Here is a 15673-nt window from a genome sequence, read left to right as displayed (position 1 = left end):
AACGTGCTGTTTATCAGTTTCCCGTTGTTACCGGCGGCGTCAGCCCCGCCGGGTGGCCGAAAGGCGCAACGGTGTCCGCCAATTGTGCAGGTTCTTCAACGATCAGGCGACGTTCTGCCTGGCGCGCGAGGGCCTGCAGGTCGCGAGCAGCGCCGCCGATCTTCTCCATGGCGGCAACGGCGACATCGGTGACCACGTAATCCGGCTTATGGCCGAGGCCGCGGATTCTAACCAGCTCGGAACCGGCGATATCACGGGCCAGACCCTGCGAATGAAGGTGTTCCCAAACGATGGCATCGCTGTCACCGGTGACGATGACGGTTGGCGCGGTGATATTGGCGTACTGCGGAGAATGGGCCTTGAGATAAGGCAGGAGGCGCATGCAATCGACGGCGTTGTTGTAGAAGGCAGTTGGGCGTAGCACCAGGGTCGGTCCCGTCTTTGCGATGTAATCATCCGGGCGTGGATTGGGCCGGAAGACATTCAATGTCGCTTGTTCGAGGCGCCGCAGGCCGAGCGGCACGACGATTGTGTGGTTGAAGAGCCAGCCAAGCACGGGCATCGCCGCGACATTATAGTACCAGTCCAGTCCGCCAGGCCAGGGATGCGTCGCTGGAGCGAGGAAGAGCAGGCCCTCGGTCATCTCGGGGTGGCGGACGCCGAAAGCGGCGGCAATGGCGCCGCCGAAGGAATGACCGACGATAATGGCCCGCTTGATGCCTCGTTTTTTCATCAGTTTCGCGATCGCGTCCGCCTGCCCCGAGGGCAGGGCATTCTCGGAACCGCCGCGCTCCGAATAACCATGACCCGGGCGGTCGACGAACAGCATTTCCGCGCGGCCCCCCAACGGCTGCAGGAAGGCACCGACTTGGTCAAGCAGATTTCCGGCCGCACCGTGGATGAACACGAGCGGCGGCAGATCGGCAGTTTTGGGGCGAGGGACGTGAAAGGCATTCAGCCGATATCCGCCGATATCCGTCAGTTGGCCGATGTTCGGACAATCAGCCTCGAACCGCCGTTCCTTGTAGGCGGAGTAGCCAAGAGCGGCGGCAACAGAGGCAATGAAAACGGAAGCTTCGGCAAGCATGGCAATATCTGCTGAGATCACGTAACCGACGCGTAAGATTGGGCTGCCGGCGCTGGCGTCAAGATCAGGTGCGGCTGCCGGCCAGCTTTTCAGAGAGCGTATTCATCTGCTCCTGGGCGCTTCGATTGGCTGGATAGATCTCCAGGAAACGTTCCCAGGCTTTCAGGGCCAACTGGTCGTTGCCGGTTTCCGTAAGAATGGCGGCCATGCCGGAAAGCGCGCCGAAATGGCGTGGCTCGAGGTCAAGCACATGCTCGATGTCAGACATCGACTTGCGATAGCTGTCATTGGCATAGTTGAGGGTCGCGCGGCGATTCCAGCTTTCGGCGTAATCTGGCTTGAGGGCGATCGCCTGGTCGAGGAAATCGAGGGCGGCGGCAGTGCGCTTCTCCTCGATCGCCTTGTCGGCCCATTGCATCAGGAGGTTGACGGTCGCACTGCCGGAGTCGTTCCATTCGGTACGGATTTCATTGGCAATGCCGCTCGCTTTGTCCGGATCGCGTTCCCGCTTCAGCTGTGCATAGAGCTGATCCAGATGCTGCCTGGGTGTGAGGTTTGCGTCCGGTTGCTCGACAATGACTTCCTTTTCCGCGGCGGCGGCAGGAACAACGGGAGCGAGCAGAACGAGGGATAGCGGCAGCGCCGCGCACGTCATAGCAAAAAAGCGCATGGCGGGCATAGTAGCCCGCCATCGCTGAAGATCAAAGCAATTTGATTTGATTGCCGAGGCAATCCCTGGGCAGTCGCGGGCAAATGCCACGAACGTCCAGACGCGCTAAATCAGCCCTGACGAGCCTTGTAGCGCGGGTTCAGCTTGTTGATGATGTAGATGCGGCCCTTGCGGCGAACCAGGCGGTTGTCACGGTGACGAGCCTTGAGCGACTTGAGCGAATTCTTGATCTTCATTGTTTTGATCCGCGATGTTTGAGGGGGAATTCACATTCGCCCGTATCTATTACATTCAAAAGCGCGCTCAGGGCGCGCTCTTCAGGTTGGGCGTGCAGATAACCCGACGACTTCCCCGTGTCAACCACATGACCGTGTTTTTCCCATGGCCGAAGCGGCTTTTGTCAGGGGAAAACCGGCAATTTCGCGGTCAACGTCGTGACGTGCCCCATCTTGCGGCCAGGACGCGATTCCGTCTTGCCGTAGAGGTGCACCAGCGTATCCGCCCGCCGCAGCCAGTCCGGGAGCGCCAGAATATCGTCGCCGATCAGGTTCTGCATCACGCAGTCCGAGTGGCGGTCGGCATTGCCTAGCGGCAGGCCGGCAACCGCCCGGATATGCTGCTCGAACTGCGAGATGATGCAAGCAGCTTCCGTCCAGTGGCCAGAATTATGGACGCGAGGCGCCATTTCATTGGCGATCAGGCTGCCGTCCGCTAGCACAAAGAATTCGATGCCGATAACACCGACGTAGCCGAGGGCCGTCAGGATCTTTCCGGCCGCCTCGCGGGCGTCGGCTGCCGCAGTCGCCGGGACGGAAGCCGGCACCGTTGAGGTGTGCAGGATGCCGTCGCGGTGAACATTTTCGGCGGGATCGTAGCAAACGATAGTGCCGTCGGTTGCACGCGCTGCAATGATCGAGATCTCGCGCTCGAATGAAACAAAGCTCTCGAGAATGAGTGGCACGTTGCCGAGGGCGGCAAAGGCGCCATCCGGCGTGTCAGCCGCAGAGCGGAATACCTTCTGCCCCTTGCCGTCGTAGCCAAGCCGACGGGTCTTCAGGACGCCGCGGCCGCCGAAATCGCTGAGCGCCGCCTCGAGGTCGGCCTGACTGTCGACGGCGTGAAAGCCCGCTGTCGGGATGCCGCAGCCGTTGATGAAGCGCTTTTCGACCAGGCGGTCCTGGGCAGCCTCGAGCGCCTTCGGCGGTGGATAAACCGGGACCGTGCTCGCAAGCGCTTCCGCCGCGGCAACCGGGACGTTCTCGAACTCGTATGTGACGACCTCGCACGCCGTCGCAAGCTCGGTGAGCGCGGCAGGATCATCGTAGGCGGCGACAATCTGTTCGTTGGCGACCTGCGCTGCCGGACAGTCGGGCTGCGGTTCCAGAACGACGGTGCGGAAGTTCAGTCGCGCTGCGGCCATGGCAAGCATGCGGCCAAGCTGACCGCCACCGATGATGCCGATTGTTCTTACAGTCATAGGTCGTCCATTGGATATTCGGCAACGGCCGCGCTCTGGCGCTCGCGCCAGTCGTCAAGCCGCTCGGCAATGTCCTCATCCGACAATGCCAGGACTGCAGCAGCCAGAAGCGCTGCATTGATCGCTCCGGGCTTGCCGATGGCAAGTGTACCGACCGGAATTCCGCCCGGCATCTGGACGATGGAGAGGAGACTATCCTGACCGGACAGCGCCTTCGATTGAACGGGGACGCCGAAAACGGGAAGCGGCGTCATGGCTGCGGCCATGCCCGGCAGATGAGCTGCGCCGCCCGCGCCGGCGATAATCACCTTAAAGCCTTCATCGCGTGCGGTCTTGGCGAAGTTTACCAGGCGATCCGGCGTGCGATGGGCCGATATGATGCGCGCATCATAGGGAATTTCGAGCGCCTCAAGCGTGTCCGCAGCATTCTTCATGGTCTCCCAATCGGATTGGCTTCCCATGATGATGGCAACGGGCGGTCTGTCTGTCATCGTCACGGCGTTCCCCTCAGGCGATGATATCAGGGATGATCTGGTCTTCGAGCTTCGTCAGCTTGTCTTTGATCACCAGTTTCTTCTTTTTCATACGCTGGACGCGCAATGCATCACATCCGGTGGCAATCATGGCATTGATCGCGGCATCGTAATCTTCGTGCTCCTGGCGCAGTCGCGCCACTATGAGCCTGATTTCTGCCTGTTCCTGATCGGCCATATGCATTCCCCATAACCGTCTTCGGACATCGTCCGTTTTGCCGATGATTTCCGCAAGCTCCTATCACCAAATGGAGGTAACGGCTAGCGGCTGTTCGTCATGATTTTGCCACGTGTTCTCCTTGTTTTCACCTTCGACAAGCCTTCAAAAATATGTCACAGTCAAAAGGTTGACGCCTTGGATCTCCGGCGGTGTTGGCCGGGGAGAGGTAAGAGGAAGGAAGGGTCAAATGACTGTTCAAGCTCATCTTGAGTCACTCCAGAAAAAGCATGTTGCTCTCGAGGAGGAGTTGCATACGCTTATGATATCCCCCTCCCGAAACGATAATGAAGTTGCTGAGTGCAAACGCAGAAAATTGCGGATCAAGGACGAGATTGAGCGCCTGAAATCATCTTTCCATTGAGAACGATGCATGAATTACCGAGTGCGGTCCTAAACGGAGAAGGCAAAAGTCCAATTTCATCAGAAGTTTAGATGAGTTCGTGCTCGACAGGCAAATATACGCCGGTTCCGACGGAAAGTCGCGAGCCGGCGTTTTTCGTTTGAGGGAGCTGTCAGGCCCAGAACTGATCGAGCCAGAGATTGAGCTTGTCAAAACCACGATTGTTGACGGCGTAGATGCGTCGCGTGCCCTCTGCGGTGACCGAAACCAGATTGCAATCCAGCAGCGCCTTGAGGTGCTGGGAGACGGCAGGGCGGCTGATGGGAAGCCCCTCGGCAAGCTCGTTCACGGTCTTCGGCGCACGTCGAAGTTCTTCCAGCAGGAAGCGCCGGTGGGGATCGGCTATCGCAGTGAAGGGATCCGTGTTCGACATGCCGGAAAGCTACGTCAAACGGCGCAATCGGGCAAGGAAATTGTGCGGCGCAACGAAACCCAAAATTGTTAGAAACCGGCGCCTTCCTTAGCGATCAAAACCGCCGCAACGAGGGCCATCGCATACATGAAAGGATAGAAGATCGCCGGCTTCATACGACGCACGCACCAGGCGCCGGCAATTGTCGCAAGCGGGGCAAACGGCAGAAGCGTGGCGGATGTGGCGAGGTTCTGCGTGTCGAGCTGGCCAAGCGCGAAGTACGGAATGAGCTTTACGGCATTGAGGATCGCGAAGAAGCGGACGCTCGTGCCGGTATATTCGCGGGGTTGCATCTGCAGCGGCAGTGCATAGATCTGGAACGGCGCGCCGCCGGCATGGGCGACGAAACTACCATAGCCTGAGAGGCTTCCCCAGATCGTCGCCAGCAGCGGTCGCTGGCCGTGGGGTGGTGTGTTCTTTCCGGCGGCGGGGCCAAAGTTGTTCCAGAAATAGCGCAGGCAAAAGAGGATAGTGACGACGCCAATGACGACGCGAAGCACATTGCCCGGCACGAGGGCGGAGGTTGCCCAGCCGAGGGCGATCCCGAACAGCGCTCCCGGCAGCATGATCCTCAGCGTTGTCCAGTCGCCGTGCTTGCGCCAGATCACGAGTGAGATCATGTCCATGAAAATGAGGATCGGAAGCAGGATTGCAGCCGCCTGAACGGGTGAGACAACGAGGGCGAGAAAGGGTAGTCCGATCAGTGACAGCGCATCGCCCATGCCGCCCTTTGCAAGTCCAACCAGAATGACAGCGGGAACGGCGGCGTAATAAAATGACAGGTCCATCGGCATGCTTTTGAAAATCCTCCCCTTGCCAGCCCCGTCTAACGGAATTACTCACACAGGACGAGTGCAGATCGGCCGCAAAACGGCCTGTTCCGCTGTAAATGGAAAGAGTTCATGACCGAACCGGAAAACCGCTGCCGCCTAGTTCTGATTGCTCCCGACCTTGCCGATGCTGATGAGCAGGCAAAGGTCGTCGGCGATGCCTTGAAGGGCGGTGACGTCGCCTCGGTGATCGTGCCGCAATACGCTCTCAACGATGGCGAGTTTCAGAAGCATGCCGAAAAGCTGGTTCCAATCATCCAGCACGCGGGCGCTGCAGCGCTACTTGCGGGCGACAGCCGCGTTGTCGGGCGCACCAAGGCGGATGGCCTGCATCTGACCGGTCCGGCCAGCGAAATTTCTGAGGCGATCGACAAGTATGCCGATAAGCTGATCGTCGGCGGCGGCAATGCCGCCGACCGCCATCATGCACTGGAAATTGGCGAGGAACGCCCGGATTATATCTTCTTCGGCAAGCTCGACGGCGACATCAAGCCGGAGGCGCATCCCAAAAACCTCGCACTCGGTGAGTGGTGGGCTTCGATGATCGAGATCCCCTGCATCGTGATGGGTGGAACGGATCCGGCTTCCGCGCTCGCGGTGGCGGAGACTGGGGCTGAGTTCGTGGCGTTGCGGCTTGCGGTTTTCGGCGACGCCGGACGTGCGCCAATCATCGTCGCCGAGGTCAATGCGCTGTTGGACGAAAAAGCGCCACGGTTTGAGGATTGATATCGCGCACATGCCGATCCTGTCCCGCTCCCTGCGCGTTTCCGCTGCCTTTGCCGTCGTCATCCTGGCGGGGCTGACGCATGGCGTTTTCGCCCAGACGGTCGACAACGTCGTGACGCGGCCGCTCTCGACCGCCCCGGAGACACTGAAAACAGGACGGCCCCAGGCAGACGGCACTGGTCCATCGACCGGCGTCGGGGTCTTTGACCGCATGGGCGCCAAGCTGCCCGATCTGCCGCCGGAAAAGGACTATAAGGGACAGGTTGACGAGGCCTACGGAGCCTATCAGCGTGGCTACTATCTGACGGCGATGGAAAGAGCTCTGCCGCGCGCCCAGCTTGGCGATCCGGCCGCGCAGACGCTGATGGGTGAACTCCTGGCGGACGGCCTGGGTGTCAAGCGCGACATGAAGAACGCGGCTTTCTGGTACAGCAAGGGTGCGGAAGGCGGCGACCCTGCGGCGATGTTCAAGTATTCGCTGATGCTGATCGAGGGGCGGTTCGTCAAACGCGACAAGGCCAAGGCCGACGAATATATGCACAAGGCGGCCGACGCCGGAAATTCGTCTGCACAGTTCAATTGGGGCCAGATCCTGACGGCCGACAATCCGGGTGACAAGGGACTGAAGCTCGCGCTGCCGTACTACGAGAGGGCTGCCGAACAGGGCATCGCCGACGCGCAGTATGCGGTGGCCGAGATTTACGCCTCGCTGCCCGACCTGCCGGACGAAAAGAAGCAGCTGGCGCGCGAATGGATGGCGCGCGCTGCGCATGCGGGCTACGACACCGCCCAGGTCGATCTTGGCATCTGGTTGGTCAACGGCCAGAATGGGCCGCGCGATTTCGTCAAGGGTTTCCAATGGTTGCGGCTTGCGGCCAATCGCGGCAACGTGGTGGCTCAAAACAAGCTGGCGCACCTCTACATCAACGCCCTCGGTACCAAGCCGGACCCGGTCGAGGCCGCGAAATGGTATGTGCTATCGCGTCGCGCCGGCCTGCCTGACCCGGCCCTCGAAGATTTCTACCTCGGCATCGAGGAAGACCAGCAGAAGGCGGCCATCGATGCCGCCAACAAGTTCCGCCGGTTCCAATAATTTAGAAGAGGGCGTCTGCGAAGAGGTCTTCGATCAGATTGCCCGTGAGGTCCTGATCACGCAGCAGAAGTTTTGAACGTCCGACGGCCCGGGCCGCCGGCATTGCTCAGGCCAGATAGCCACCGTCGATCGTCAGGCCGGCGCCGGTGATGAAGGAAGCTTCCGGGCTTGCAAGGTAGGCCACGAAGCTTGCGATTTCTCGATCCTCCCCGAGGCGGCCGAGTGCCATCAAGCCCTTCAACATGTCGTTTGAGTGCGGGTCAGGATTCATGTCGGTTTCTGTGGGGCCGGGCTGGATGGCGTTGACGGTGATGCCTCGCGGACCGAGATCGCGTGCGAGGCCACGTGTCATGGCGGCGACAGCGCCTTTGGTCATGCTGTAAACGGCGGATGTCGGAAAGCCGCTGCGCTCGGCAACCACGCTACCGATGTTTATGACGCGGCCGCCGGTTTGCATGTATTTTGCCGCCGCCTGCGTGCCGGCAAAGACCGCTCTGACGTTGACTGCAAACATACGATCGAAGTCCTCAAGCGGGAAATCTTCCAGGCTATTCAGCAACAGAATTCCTGCATTGTTCACGAGAATGTCGAGCGTGCCGAAATGGTCGACGGCCGTGTCGATGGCCCTTTGCACCGCCGCCGCGTCCGCGCTGTCGGCGTGAATTGCAAATGCCCTGCCGCCCTTCGCCTTGATTTCACTGACGATCGCCTCGGCCTTGTCTTTCGAGTTGGCAAAGGTGAAGGCGACCGAGGCGCCATCCGCAGCCAGTCTCCGCACGATCGCCGCGCCGATGCCGCGCGAGCCGCCTGTCACGATTGCGACTTTTCCTTCAAGTGGTTTGGTCATCTTGTTTTTCTCCTTATTGGACTGTTTAGTCTAGAATCGAACATGGGAAGTCATCCTTCTTCGATTGATCTGTTATCGTAAGCTGCGGATAGCGAGACCGGCGATGGCGCGCAGCGTTTCGGTGCTGGCACCGTTGCGGGCGCTGACCTTCATGCCGGAGAGAGTAGCACCAAGGAACTGGGTGGCGGCCTCTGGGTCAATTTCGGTGGACAGCTGCCCTTTCGTCCGGCTGTCCAGGAGGAGCGCATGGATTGCCTTGCCCAGCACGGTGGAGGCGCTGTCGGTCAGAAGCGACACCTCGGTATCGGTCCGGCCGAACTCGCAAATCGCGCTGACACCAAGGCAGCCTTTCGACGCCTCCGATGTTGGTCTCGATGCAAAGGCAAAGAGGGCGCCCTCCAGCGCGTCAAGCGGCTGGTCGCTGTCCTGCATGTCGGCGATGATCTGCTGAATGCTGGCGGTATTGTAGCGTTTCAGAGCCTGCAGATAGAGGCTGCGCTTGTCGCCGAACGTATCGTACATGCTCTGGCGGCTGATCTTCATCGCTGACAGCAGCGCGTCTGTGGAGCTTCCCTCATAGCCATGCTGAGCGAAGACGCCGATCGCGGCGTCGAGAGCCTTGTCCTTTTCGAATTCCTTGTGTCTTGCCATGACGTACAAATAGCGATTTTAGATCGTTCTGTCCAGAATATTATTGCGGTCATTTGTGCGAGTGAAGGGCGGCGCGGCGGTCTCCTCTTGAAATTTTCCCTATTTTGTGGTCTTGAGGCCGCCAATCTTATAAGCGCTGCCCTATCTGGCGATCAGGGACCCACCCCGCCCTGACAGCGCGTACCGTATTATCGCTCAAGGAAAAGTGCTCACATGGCTCGTTCAGCTCTCCTCAATGTCATGGTTCAGGCTGCCATCAAGGCAGGCAAATCGCTGGGGCGTGATTTCGGGGAAGTACAGAACCTGCAGGTTTCGGTGAAGGGCCCGGGTGACTTCGTCTCCAATGCCGACCGCAAGGCGGAGAAGATCGTCAAGGACGAGCTCCTGAAGGCGCGCCCCACCTACGGCTTTCTCGGCGAGGAGAGCGAGGAGATCAAGGGCACGGACGGCGCGCATCGCTGGATCGTCGATCCGCTCGACGGCACGACCAACTTCCTGCACGGCATTCCAATGTTTGCAGTCTCGATCGCGCTCGAGCGCAACAATGAGATCGTCGCCGGCGTCGTCTTCAATCCTGCAACCGACGAACTCTATACCGCCGAGCGCGGCGGTGGCGCCTTCCTGAACGATCGCCGGCTGCGCGTCGGCGCTCGGCGCGTGCTTTCGGACTCCGTCATTGCCTGCGGTGTCCCTCATCTCGGTCGCGGCAATCACGGCAAGTTCCTCGTTGAGCTTCGCCACGTGATGGGTGAAGTTGCCGGCATTCGCCGCATGGGCGCGGCGTCGCTGGATCTTGCCTACGTGGCGGCGGGTCGCTTCGACGGTTACTGGGAAACGGGGCTGTCGGCCTGGGATATTGCGGCGGGCATCCTCCTTATCCGCGAAGCCGGTGGCTATGTCTCGGATTGGGATGGCGGTTCGTCCATTCTCGAAACCGGTTCGGTTGTCGCGGGCAACGAATATATCCAGAAGGCACTACTTGAAGTAGCCAAGCGTCCGGTTCCCGCACGGTAAATCGCTGTTGTAAAGACACGGTTTTCGTTCCCGCATACTTCAATTCGGCGCAATGTTGCTCTAGTCTCCGGCTGAAATGAATCCGGAGGCTGCGGAACCTATGGAAAATGTGAATGTGGCGGAGTTCGGCTCGACCGAAAAAACCACGGGCAATTACAGCTATAAACTTTCCAGTCCGATGCCGTTTCTTTGGACGATGGTGTTGTTTCTGATCATCGTCGGGTTCATTGCCGCCATTCTATTCCGGCAAGCCCAGACTGCCTTCATGCACAATCCCGGCCTCAACGGTTTGATCCTCGGGGTCTTGGCCGTCGGCATCATCCTGGTTTTCAGCCATGTGCTGTCGCTCAGGCCGGAAGTGCGGTGGTTCAATTCATTCCGTGCTGCGGGCAGCGCCGACAAGGTCGGCCGCAACCCGAAGCTGCTCGCGCCGATGCGGACTCTGATTGGCAACCGCAGCGCTTCGGCAGGCATTTCGACCGCGGCATTCCGCTCCATTCTCGATTCCATTGCCAACCGTCTCGATGAATCGCGCGACGTGTCGCGCTATCTGATCGGCCTCCTGGTGTTCCTCGGTCTGCTCGGCACCTTTTGGGGTCTTATCGGTACGATCGGCTCGATCAGTTCGGTCATTCAGACGCTTGACGCGGGTTCGAATGGTTCGACCGATGTTCTCGGTGCACTGAAGGAAGGGCTGTCGATGCCGCTTTCCGGCATGGGCCAGGCGTTCTCGTCTTCGCTGCTTGGTCTGTCCGGCTCGCTCATCCTGGGTTTCCTCGATCTGCAGGCAGGCCGTGCGCAGAACCGCTTCTACATGGAACTGGAGAACTGGCTTTCGTCGGTGACAGATGTCGGCTCGGATGTGGCCATGCCCGCGATCAGTCCCAACTCGGCAGTCTCGCCGGACGACGTTCGCGCGCTTTCCGAATATATGCGCAGGATCTCGGAAGAGGGCAGCGGCGGCACGCAGAGGTCGGTCGCGGCAATGGCGAACCTTGCCGAAGGCATTCAGGGTTTGGTCAAGAACATGCGAAATGAGCAGCAAATGCTGCGTGACTGGATCGAGGCCCAGCAAGACGAGACGAAAGCGATGCGTCGCACTCTCGATCGCCTAGCCGAGCGGATCGGCGCCCAAGAAAAGCACGGTTCGAGCGAACGCTCTCAACGCGTGCCGCAAACCGAAAAGACCGAGGGCAAGTAACCCATGGCTCTCGCCCGCAATCGTCGCCCTCAGCGCGTGATAGACTATTGGCCAGGTTTCGTCGATGCATTGTCGACGCTGCTGATCTCCATCATGTTCGTGCTGACCGTGTTCGTGGTCGGCCAGTATATCCTGAGTCGTGAAATCTCCGGCCGGGACGAGGTTCTCAACCGTCTGAACAGCCAGATCAACGAGTTGACGCAGCTTCTGGCGCTGGAGAAGGGAAGCAATCAGGATCTTGAGGACAGTGTCGCCAATCTGCAGGCGGCCCTGTCGTCGGCTGAAGGTGAGCGATCGCGGTTGAAAGCGCTGCTTGATGCCGGCTCGGGCGGCCAGAGCGCTGCGGAAGCGCGTGTCGGTAATCTGACAAAAGAGCTCGACGAACAGAAGCAGATGAGCGACCGGGCGATGAGCCAGGTCGAGTTGCTGAACCAGCAGATTGCTGCCCTGCGTAGCCAGATCGCCGCCATTGAAGCCGCGCTGCAGGCCTCCGAGCAGAAGGACCAGAGCTCGCAGACGAAGATCGCGGATCTTGGCCGTCGCCTGAACGTCGCGCTCGCGCAACGCGTGCAGGAGCTCAACCGCTACCGCTCCGATTTCTTTGGGCGCCTGCGCGAAATTCTGTCCGATCGCGAAAACATCAGGATCGTCGGTGACCGGTTCGTCTTCCAGTCGGAAGTACTGTTTCCTTCCGGCGGCGCGGACCTCAATCCGGATGGGCAGGTCGAGATGGAAAAGCTTGCGACCGCGCTTCTCGACGTCGCCAAGGAAATCCCGCCCGAGATCAACTGGGTGCTGCGTGTCGACGGGCATACCGACAACGTCCCGCTCGCCGGCACCGGTCGTTATGGCGACAACTGGCAGCTGTCGTCCGCGCGTGCGATCTCGGTCGTCAAGTTCCTGATCTCCCGCGGCGTGCCGGCCGACCGTCTCGTCGCCGCCGGTTTCGGCGAGTTCCAGCCGATCACGCCAGGCGATACGCCGGAGGCGCGCGCCACCAACCGTCGTATCGAGCTGAAGCTGACCGAAAAGTAGGTTTATGCGACGCCCGTTCGAACGTTCGCGAGGCGATCGAGGAGAAAGCCACGCACAGCGGGGCTGTCGCTGAGGCCGATTGCCGAGAGATAGGCGGTCTCCGCTTCCCGATAGTTCCTGACTTCCGTCAGCAGATGCGCGCGAACGGCCCAATAGGGTTGATAGGCTTTGATTTCCTTTGCGTCCATGCTGGCCAGGCAATCCAGTCCGGCTTGGGCACCTTTGGTGCGGCTGAGGACGGCAGCACGGCTGACGCGGGCGCCGACCGTCGGCTGCATCATCAGCAGGGCATCATAGAAGGTTAGGAGAGCATCCCAATTCGTCGTGCCGGTCAGACGACGCGCAGTATGTACGGACTGAATGGCGGCCATGCATTGGAACGGACCGAAGCGGTTGACCGCACCTGCCTTGCGGAGCAGCGCATCAGCTTCGGCAAGCATGATCGCATTCCAGCGGTCCGTCGACTGTTGTTCCAGCGCGACGTAGTCACCCTCGGCATTACGCCGCGCGGCCCGCCGACCTTCGCAATAGAGCATCAAGGCAAGCAACCCGATAACCTCCGGTTCGTCGGGAAGCATCGAAAGCAGCGCGCGGCAGAGCCAGATGGCTTCACTGGAAAGTGCACTGCGACCGCCATCGGCACCATCGAGATCGTCCCAACCAAGCCCGTAGGCGGCGTAGATTGCAGAGAGCACGGCGGACAGACGCTCGGGCAGCGAGCGTCGATCGGGTATCGCAAATCCAATGCCGATATCGCGAATGTTCGCCTTGGCCCGGACCAACCTCTGCCCCATTGCAGCAGGAGAAACGACGAAGGCCTGCGCGATGGCTTTTGCGTCAATACCTAGCACGACTTGCAGCATCAGCGGGGTGTGGATGCTCTTATCGATTTGCGGATGGGTGCAGACGAAAAGCAGCTTCAGGCGGTCGTCCGGAAATGCATCGGCAGCAGCGTCGTTCATCCTCGCCTCCGCCTCCTCGAAGGCCAGGGCGATGGTCGGGCGAGCATTTTCCTGGACACTTCGGTGGCGCGCCCCCTGCATGAGATTGCGCCGCGCGGCGACCAGCAGCCACGCCTCCGGCCTGTCGGGAATGCCGCGCTCCGGCCAGACCCGCAGGGCATCGACGAGCGCTTGCGACAGCGCATCCTCGGCGGCCGGCAAATCACGGGAGCGGGCCGCCAGAAAGGCAACCAACTTGCCATAGGATTGGCGCGCCACCCTTTCGGCGGCGCGCTCGGCTTCGGCGGTCATGCCCACCTCACATTTGAAGGCGAGGGCGCACCTCGACCGAGCCTTCTGCGGAGACCGGAACACGGGTCGCCCATTCGAGCGCCGTGTCGAAATCCGGAACGTCGATCAGATAGAAGCCACCCAATTGTTCCTTACCTTCGGGATAGGGGCCGTCCTGGACATCGTGGTCCTCGCCCTTGCGTCGCACCACCGTGCCGGTTTCGGGTGCGGTCAGCCCGGCGCCGCCGGTCATGATGCCGGCCTGAATCAGAGCCTGCGTGTAGGCGATCCAGCCGTCGCGATAGGTGGGATCGGTGCGGCGGGCAAAATCCCGCGATGATTCACGAACGATGAGCGCATATTGCATGTGGCGTTCCTCCAGATTCGTTGCGTTGACCGGCGTGCAGGCATCTAAGAACCAAAACTGAAAAGCTGCAACGTTCGGGGATCGGCGGAAGACCGTTCCGATACAATGAGACGTGACATCAGCCCATTTCGACATCCGGCCAAAAAAATCTCGGTGACAAGAAAGTGGCGTTGTCGCCAAGCGGGGCTCCGCGTAGGCTCGCGGAGATTTGGGGGAGAATGCTTTTGATTGAATGCGATGTGCTGGTCATCGGCGCGGGACTTGCCGGCTTGGTGGCGGCGGCGGAAGCGGCGGATCGCGGGCGGAAGGTCTGCATCGTTGAACAGGAAGGCGAACAAAGCCTCGGCGGGCAGGCCTTCTGGTCGTTGGGCGGATTGTTTTTCGTCGACAGCCCGGAACAGCGGCTGATGGGGATCCGTGACAGCCTTGGCCTGGCACGCCAGGATTGGATGGGGTCAGCGTCGTTTGACCGGCCGGAAGACTATTGGCCGCGCCGCTGGGCGGAAGCCTATCTCGAATTTGCCGCAAGCGAAAAGCGTTCGTGGCTTCATCAGCACGGCATGCGCTGGTTCCCGGTCGTCGGCTGGGCCGAGCGGGGAGGCGGGTTGGCGCATGGCCACGGAAATTCCGTGCCACGCTTCCATGTGACGTGGGGAACCGGGCCTGCTGTGCTTGCACCATTTGTCCGTCGGGTGCGTGAAGCGGAAGCGAAGGGTCTTTTGACGCTTTTGTTCCGGCATCAGGTGGATGATCTCCTTGTTCAGGACGGCATTGTCTGCGGCGCCCGCGGCACCGTCCTTCAGTCCGACGCCTCCGTGCGAGGGCGGGAGACGAACCGCATTTTTTCGGGGCTCTTCGAGGTTCGGGCCGATGTGACGATCGTCACATCAGGAGGTATCGGGGGTAATCACGACGCGGTGCGCCGGAGATGGCCGGTCGAGCGGCTGGGGCGGCCCCCGGCCGATATGGTCGCTGGCGTGCCTGCCCATGTGGATGGTCGAATGATCGAGATCTCCGAACGCGCAGGTGGCCGCGAGATCAATTCGGACCGGATGTGGCACTATACGGAGGGGCTGAAGAACTGGGATCCCATCTGGCGCAATCACGGGATACGTATCCTGCCGGGTCCGTCCTCCTTCTGGTGTGATGCCAATGGGAACCGCTTTGATGCGCCTGCCATGCCCGGCTTCGATACGCTGGCGACGCTCAAAGCCATCTGCGCGACTGGGCATGACTACAGCTGGTTCATCCTCACCAAGGCGATCATCAAGAAGGAGTTTGCCCTTTCTGGTTCCGAGCAGAATCCTGACATTACGGGTAAGGACATTCGCCTGCTTCTCAAGCGGTTGGGCAAGGAGCCGCCAGGGCCGGTCCAGGCGTTCATGGATAGGGGCGAGGATTTCATCGTTCGCGACACGCTCGAAGCGCTTGTTGATGGCATGAACGGACTGACCGGCGAGAAGCGTGTGGACGCGAGCCGCCTCAGGACGCAGATCGAGGCGCGTGACCGGGAGATCGCCAATGCCTTTTCCAAGGACGCCCAGGTCACCGCCATCCGCGGTGCGCGACGATATCTGGGGGACAAGCTGATGCGGACGGCGAAGCCGCACGCGCTGCTTGACCCGCGGGCTGGGCCGCTCATTGCCGTGCGACTGCACATCCTGACACGCAAGTCGCTGGGTGGTCTGGAGACGGATCTATCCGCGCGCGTGATCGGCCATGGCGGCGATCCGGTTCCAGGGCTTTATGCCGCGGGCGAAGTAGCAGGTTTTGGTGGTGGAGGTATGCACGGATACAATGCGCTCGAGGGAACTTTCCTCGGCGGTTGCATCTTTTCCGGCAGGGTCGCCGGACGAGCAGTGTAGAGGCGGCGCTTTT

19 protein-coding genes are annotated in these 15673 nt (G+C 60.5%); 7 read left to right on the top strand and 12 right to left on the bottom strand.

Annotation, left to right across the window (positions count from 1 at the left end; genetic code table 11):
• Positions 1–13: 13 nt before the first annotated feature.
• The 6 genes from FHT97_RS11295 to FHT97_RS11270 form a co-directional block, all read right to left on the bottom strand.
• A complete protein-coding gene (locus FHT97_RS11295) occupies positions 14–1087 on the bottom strand; it encodes an alpha/beta hydrolase (RefSeq protein ID WP_183862173.1) in 1074 nt (357 codons plus the stop codon).
• 64 nt (positions 1088–1151) lie between these two features.
• A complete protein-coding gene (locus tag FHT97_RS11290; RefSeq protein ID WP_183755750.1) occupies positions 1152–1766 on the bottom strand; it encodes a hypothetical protein in 615 nt (204 codons plus the stop codon).
• A 101-nt stretch (positions 1767–1867) separates the two neighbouring features.
• Complete coding sequence (ykgO, locus tag FHT97_RS11285) at positions 1868–1993, bottom strand: type B 50S ribosomal protein L36 (RefSeq protein WP_003582204.1); 126 nt, start codon at positions 1991–1993, stop codon at positions 1868–1870.
• A 164-nt stretch (positions 1994–2157) separates the two neighbouring features.
• Positions 2158–3234: a 5-(carboxyamino)imidazole ribonucleotide synthase gene (locus FHT97_RS11280; protein ID WP_183862171.1), complete on the bottom strand. Its 1077-nt coding sequence runs from the start codon at positions 3232–3234 to the stop codon at positions 2158–2160.
• A complete protein-coding gene (purE, locus tag FHT97_RS11275; RefSeq protein WP_016557149.1) occupies positions 3231–3725 on the bottom strand; it encodes a 5-(carboxyamino)imidazole ribonucleotide mutase in 495 nt (164 codons plus the stop codon). The genes FHT97_RS11280 and purE overlap by 4 nt, the downstream gene beginning before the upstream one ends.
• A gap of 16 nt (positions 3726–3741) precedes the next feature.
• Positions 3742–3945, bottom strand: a complete 204-nt coding sequence (locus FHT97_RS11270; RefSeq protein WP_016557150.1) for a DUF465 domain-containing protein — start codon at positions 3943–3945, stop codon at positions 3742–3744.
• Positions 3946–4174: 229 nt separating this feature from the next.
• Between FHT97_RS11270 and FHT97_RS11265 the strand changes: the two genes are divergently transcribed.
• The gene (locus tag FHT97_RS11265) at positions 4175–4348 is read left to right on the top strand and encodes a DUF465 domain-containing protein (protein ID WP_016557151.1); all 174 of its coding nucleotides are present in this window, start codon (positions 4175–4177) and stop codon (positions 4346–4348) included.
• Positions 4349–4499: 151 nt separating this feature from the next.
• On the opposite strand, the gene FHT97_RS11260 is transcribed toward FHT97_RS11265, so the two are convergent.
• Positions 4500–4760 carry a metalloregulator ArsR/SmtB family transcription factor gene (locus tag FHT97_RS11260; RefSeq protein ID WP_016557152.1) on the bottom strand — a complete coding sequence of 87 codons (261 nt, stop codon included), beginning with the start codon at positions 4758–4760 and terminating at the stop codon, positions 4500–4502.
• 68 nt (positions 4761–4828) lie between these two features.
• Positions 4829–5593 (bottom strand): sulfite exporter TauE/SafE family protein, encoded by a 765-nt coding sequence (locus FHT97_RS11255; RefSeq protein WP_183862169.1) that lies wholly within the window; start codon positions 5591–5593, stop codon positions 4829–4831.
• 108 nt (positions 5594–5701) lie between these two features.
• Here FHT97_RS11255 and FHT97_RS11250 point away from each other — a divergent pair, with 108 nt between their 5' ends.
• Both FHT97_RS11250 and FHT97_RS11245 read left to right on the top strand, forming a co-directional pair.
• Positions 5702–6355 (top strand): thiamine phosphate synthase, encoded by a 654-nt coding sequence (locus FHT97_RS11250; protein ID WP_183862167.1) that lies wholly within the window; start codon positions 5702–5704, stop codon positions 6353–6355.
• 10 nt (positions 6356–6365) lie between these two features.
• The gene (locus FHT97_RS11245; protein ID WP_183755746.1) at positions 6366–7448 is read left to right on the top strand and encodes a tetratricopeptide repeat protein; all 1083 of its coding nucleotides are present in this window, start codon (positions 6366–6368) and stop codon (positions 7446–7448) included.
• Positions 7449–7554: 106 nt separating this feature from the next.
• Here the strand turns inward: FHT97_RS11245 and FHT97_RS11240 are convergent, their stop codons facing one another.
• Positions 7555–8295, bottom strand: coding sequence for a 3-oxoacyl-ACP reductase family protein (locus FHT97_RS11240; protein WP_183862165.1), 741 nt, complete (start codon positions 8293–8295; stop codon positions 7555–7557).
• A 72-nt stretch (positions 8296–8367) separates the two neighbouring features.
• Positions 8368–8946, bottom strand: coding sequence for a TetR/AcrR family transcriptional regulator (locus FHT97_RS11235; protein ID WP_183862163.1), 579 nt, complete (start codon positions 8944–8946; stop codon positions 8368–8370).
• A 213-nt stretch (positions 8947–9159) separates the two neighbouring features.
• On the opposite strand from FHT97_RS11235, the gene FHT97_RS11230 reads away from it, so the two are divergent.
• The 3 genes from FHT97_RS11230 to FHT97_RS11220 all read left to right on the top strand — a co-directional run bounded on the left by FHT97_RS11230 (position 9160) and on the right by FHT97_RS11220 (position 12196).
• Positions 9160–9960 (top strand): inositol monophosphatase family protein, encoded by an 801-nt coding sequence (locus tag FHT97_RS11230; RefSeq protein WP_183755743.1) that lies wholly within the window; start codon positions 9160–9162, stop codon positions 9958–9960.
• A 100-nt stretch (positions 9961–10060) separates the two neighbouring features.
• On the top strand, positions 10061–11161 hold the full coding sequence (locus FHT97_RS11225) for a flagellar motor protein MotA (RefSeq protein ID WP_183862161.1): 1101 nt from the start codon (positions 10061–10063) through the stop codon (positions 11159–11161).
• A 3-nt stretch (positions 11162–11164) separates the two neighbouring features.
• Positions 11165–12196: a peptidoglycan -binding protein gene (locus FHT97_RS11220; RefSeq protein ID WP_183862160.1), complete on the top strand. Its 1032-nt coding sequence runs from the start codon at positions 11165–11167 to the stop codon at positions 12194–12196.
• Positions 12197–12198: 2 nt separating this feature from the next.
• Here the strand turns inward: FHT97_RS11220 and FHT97_RS11215 are convergent, their stop codons facing one another.
• Together FHT97_RS11215 and FHT97_RS11210 are read right to left on the bottom strand one after the other, a co-directional pair.
• Complete coding sequence (locus FHT97_RS11215) at positions 12199–13449, bottom strand: DUF6596 domain-containing protein (RefSeq protein WP_183862158.1); 1251 nt, start codon at positions 13447–13449, stop codon at positions 12199–12201.
• A gap of 7 nt (positions 13450–13456) precedes the next feature.
• Positions 13457–13795: a YciI family protein gene (locus FHT97_RS11210; RefSeq protein WP_016557162.1), complete on the bottom strand. Its 339-nt coding sequence runs from the start codon at positions 13793–13795 to the stop codon at positions 13457–13459.
• Positions 13796–14019: 224 nt separating this feature from the next.
• Between FHT97_RS11210 and FHT97_RS11205 the strand changes: the two genes are divergently transcribed.
• On the top strand, positions 14020–15660 hold the full coding sequence (locus FHT97_RS11205; protein WP_183862533.1) for an FAD-binding dehydrogenase: 1641 nt from the start codon (positions 14020–14022) through the stop codon (positions 15658–15660).
• The last annotated feature ends 13 nt before the right edge of the window (positions 15661–15673 follow it).

The sequence above is a fragment of the Rhizobium sp. BK399 genome, from assembly GCF_014194695.1.
Classification (GTDB): Bacteria; Pseudomonadota; Alphaproteobacteria; order Rhizobiales; family Rhizobiaceae; genus Rhizobium.
This window is presented reverse-complemented; position numbering and strand designations above follow the sequence as displayed.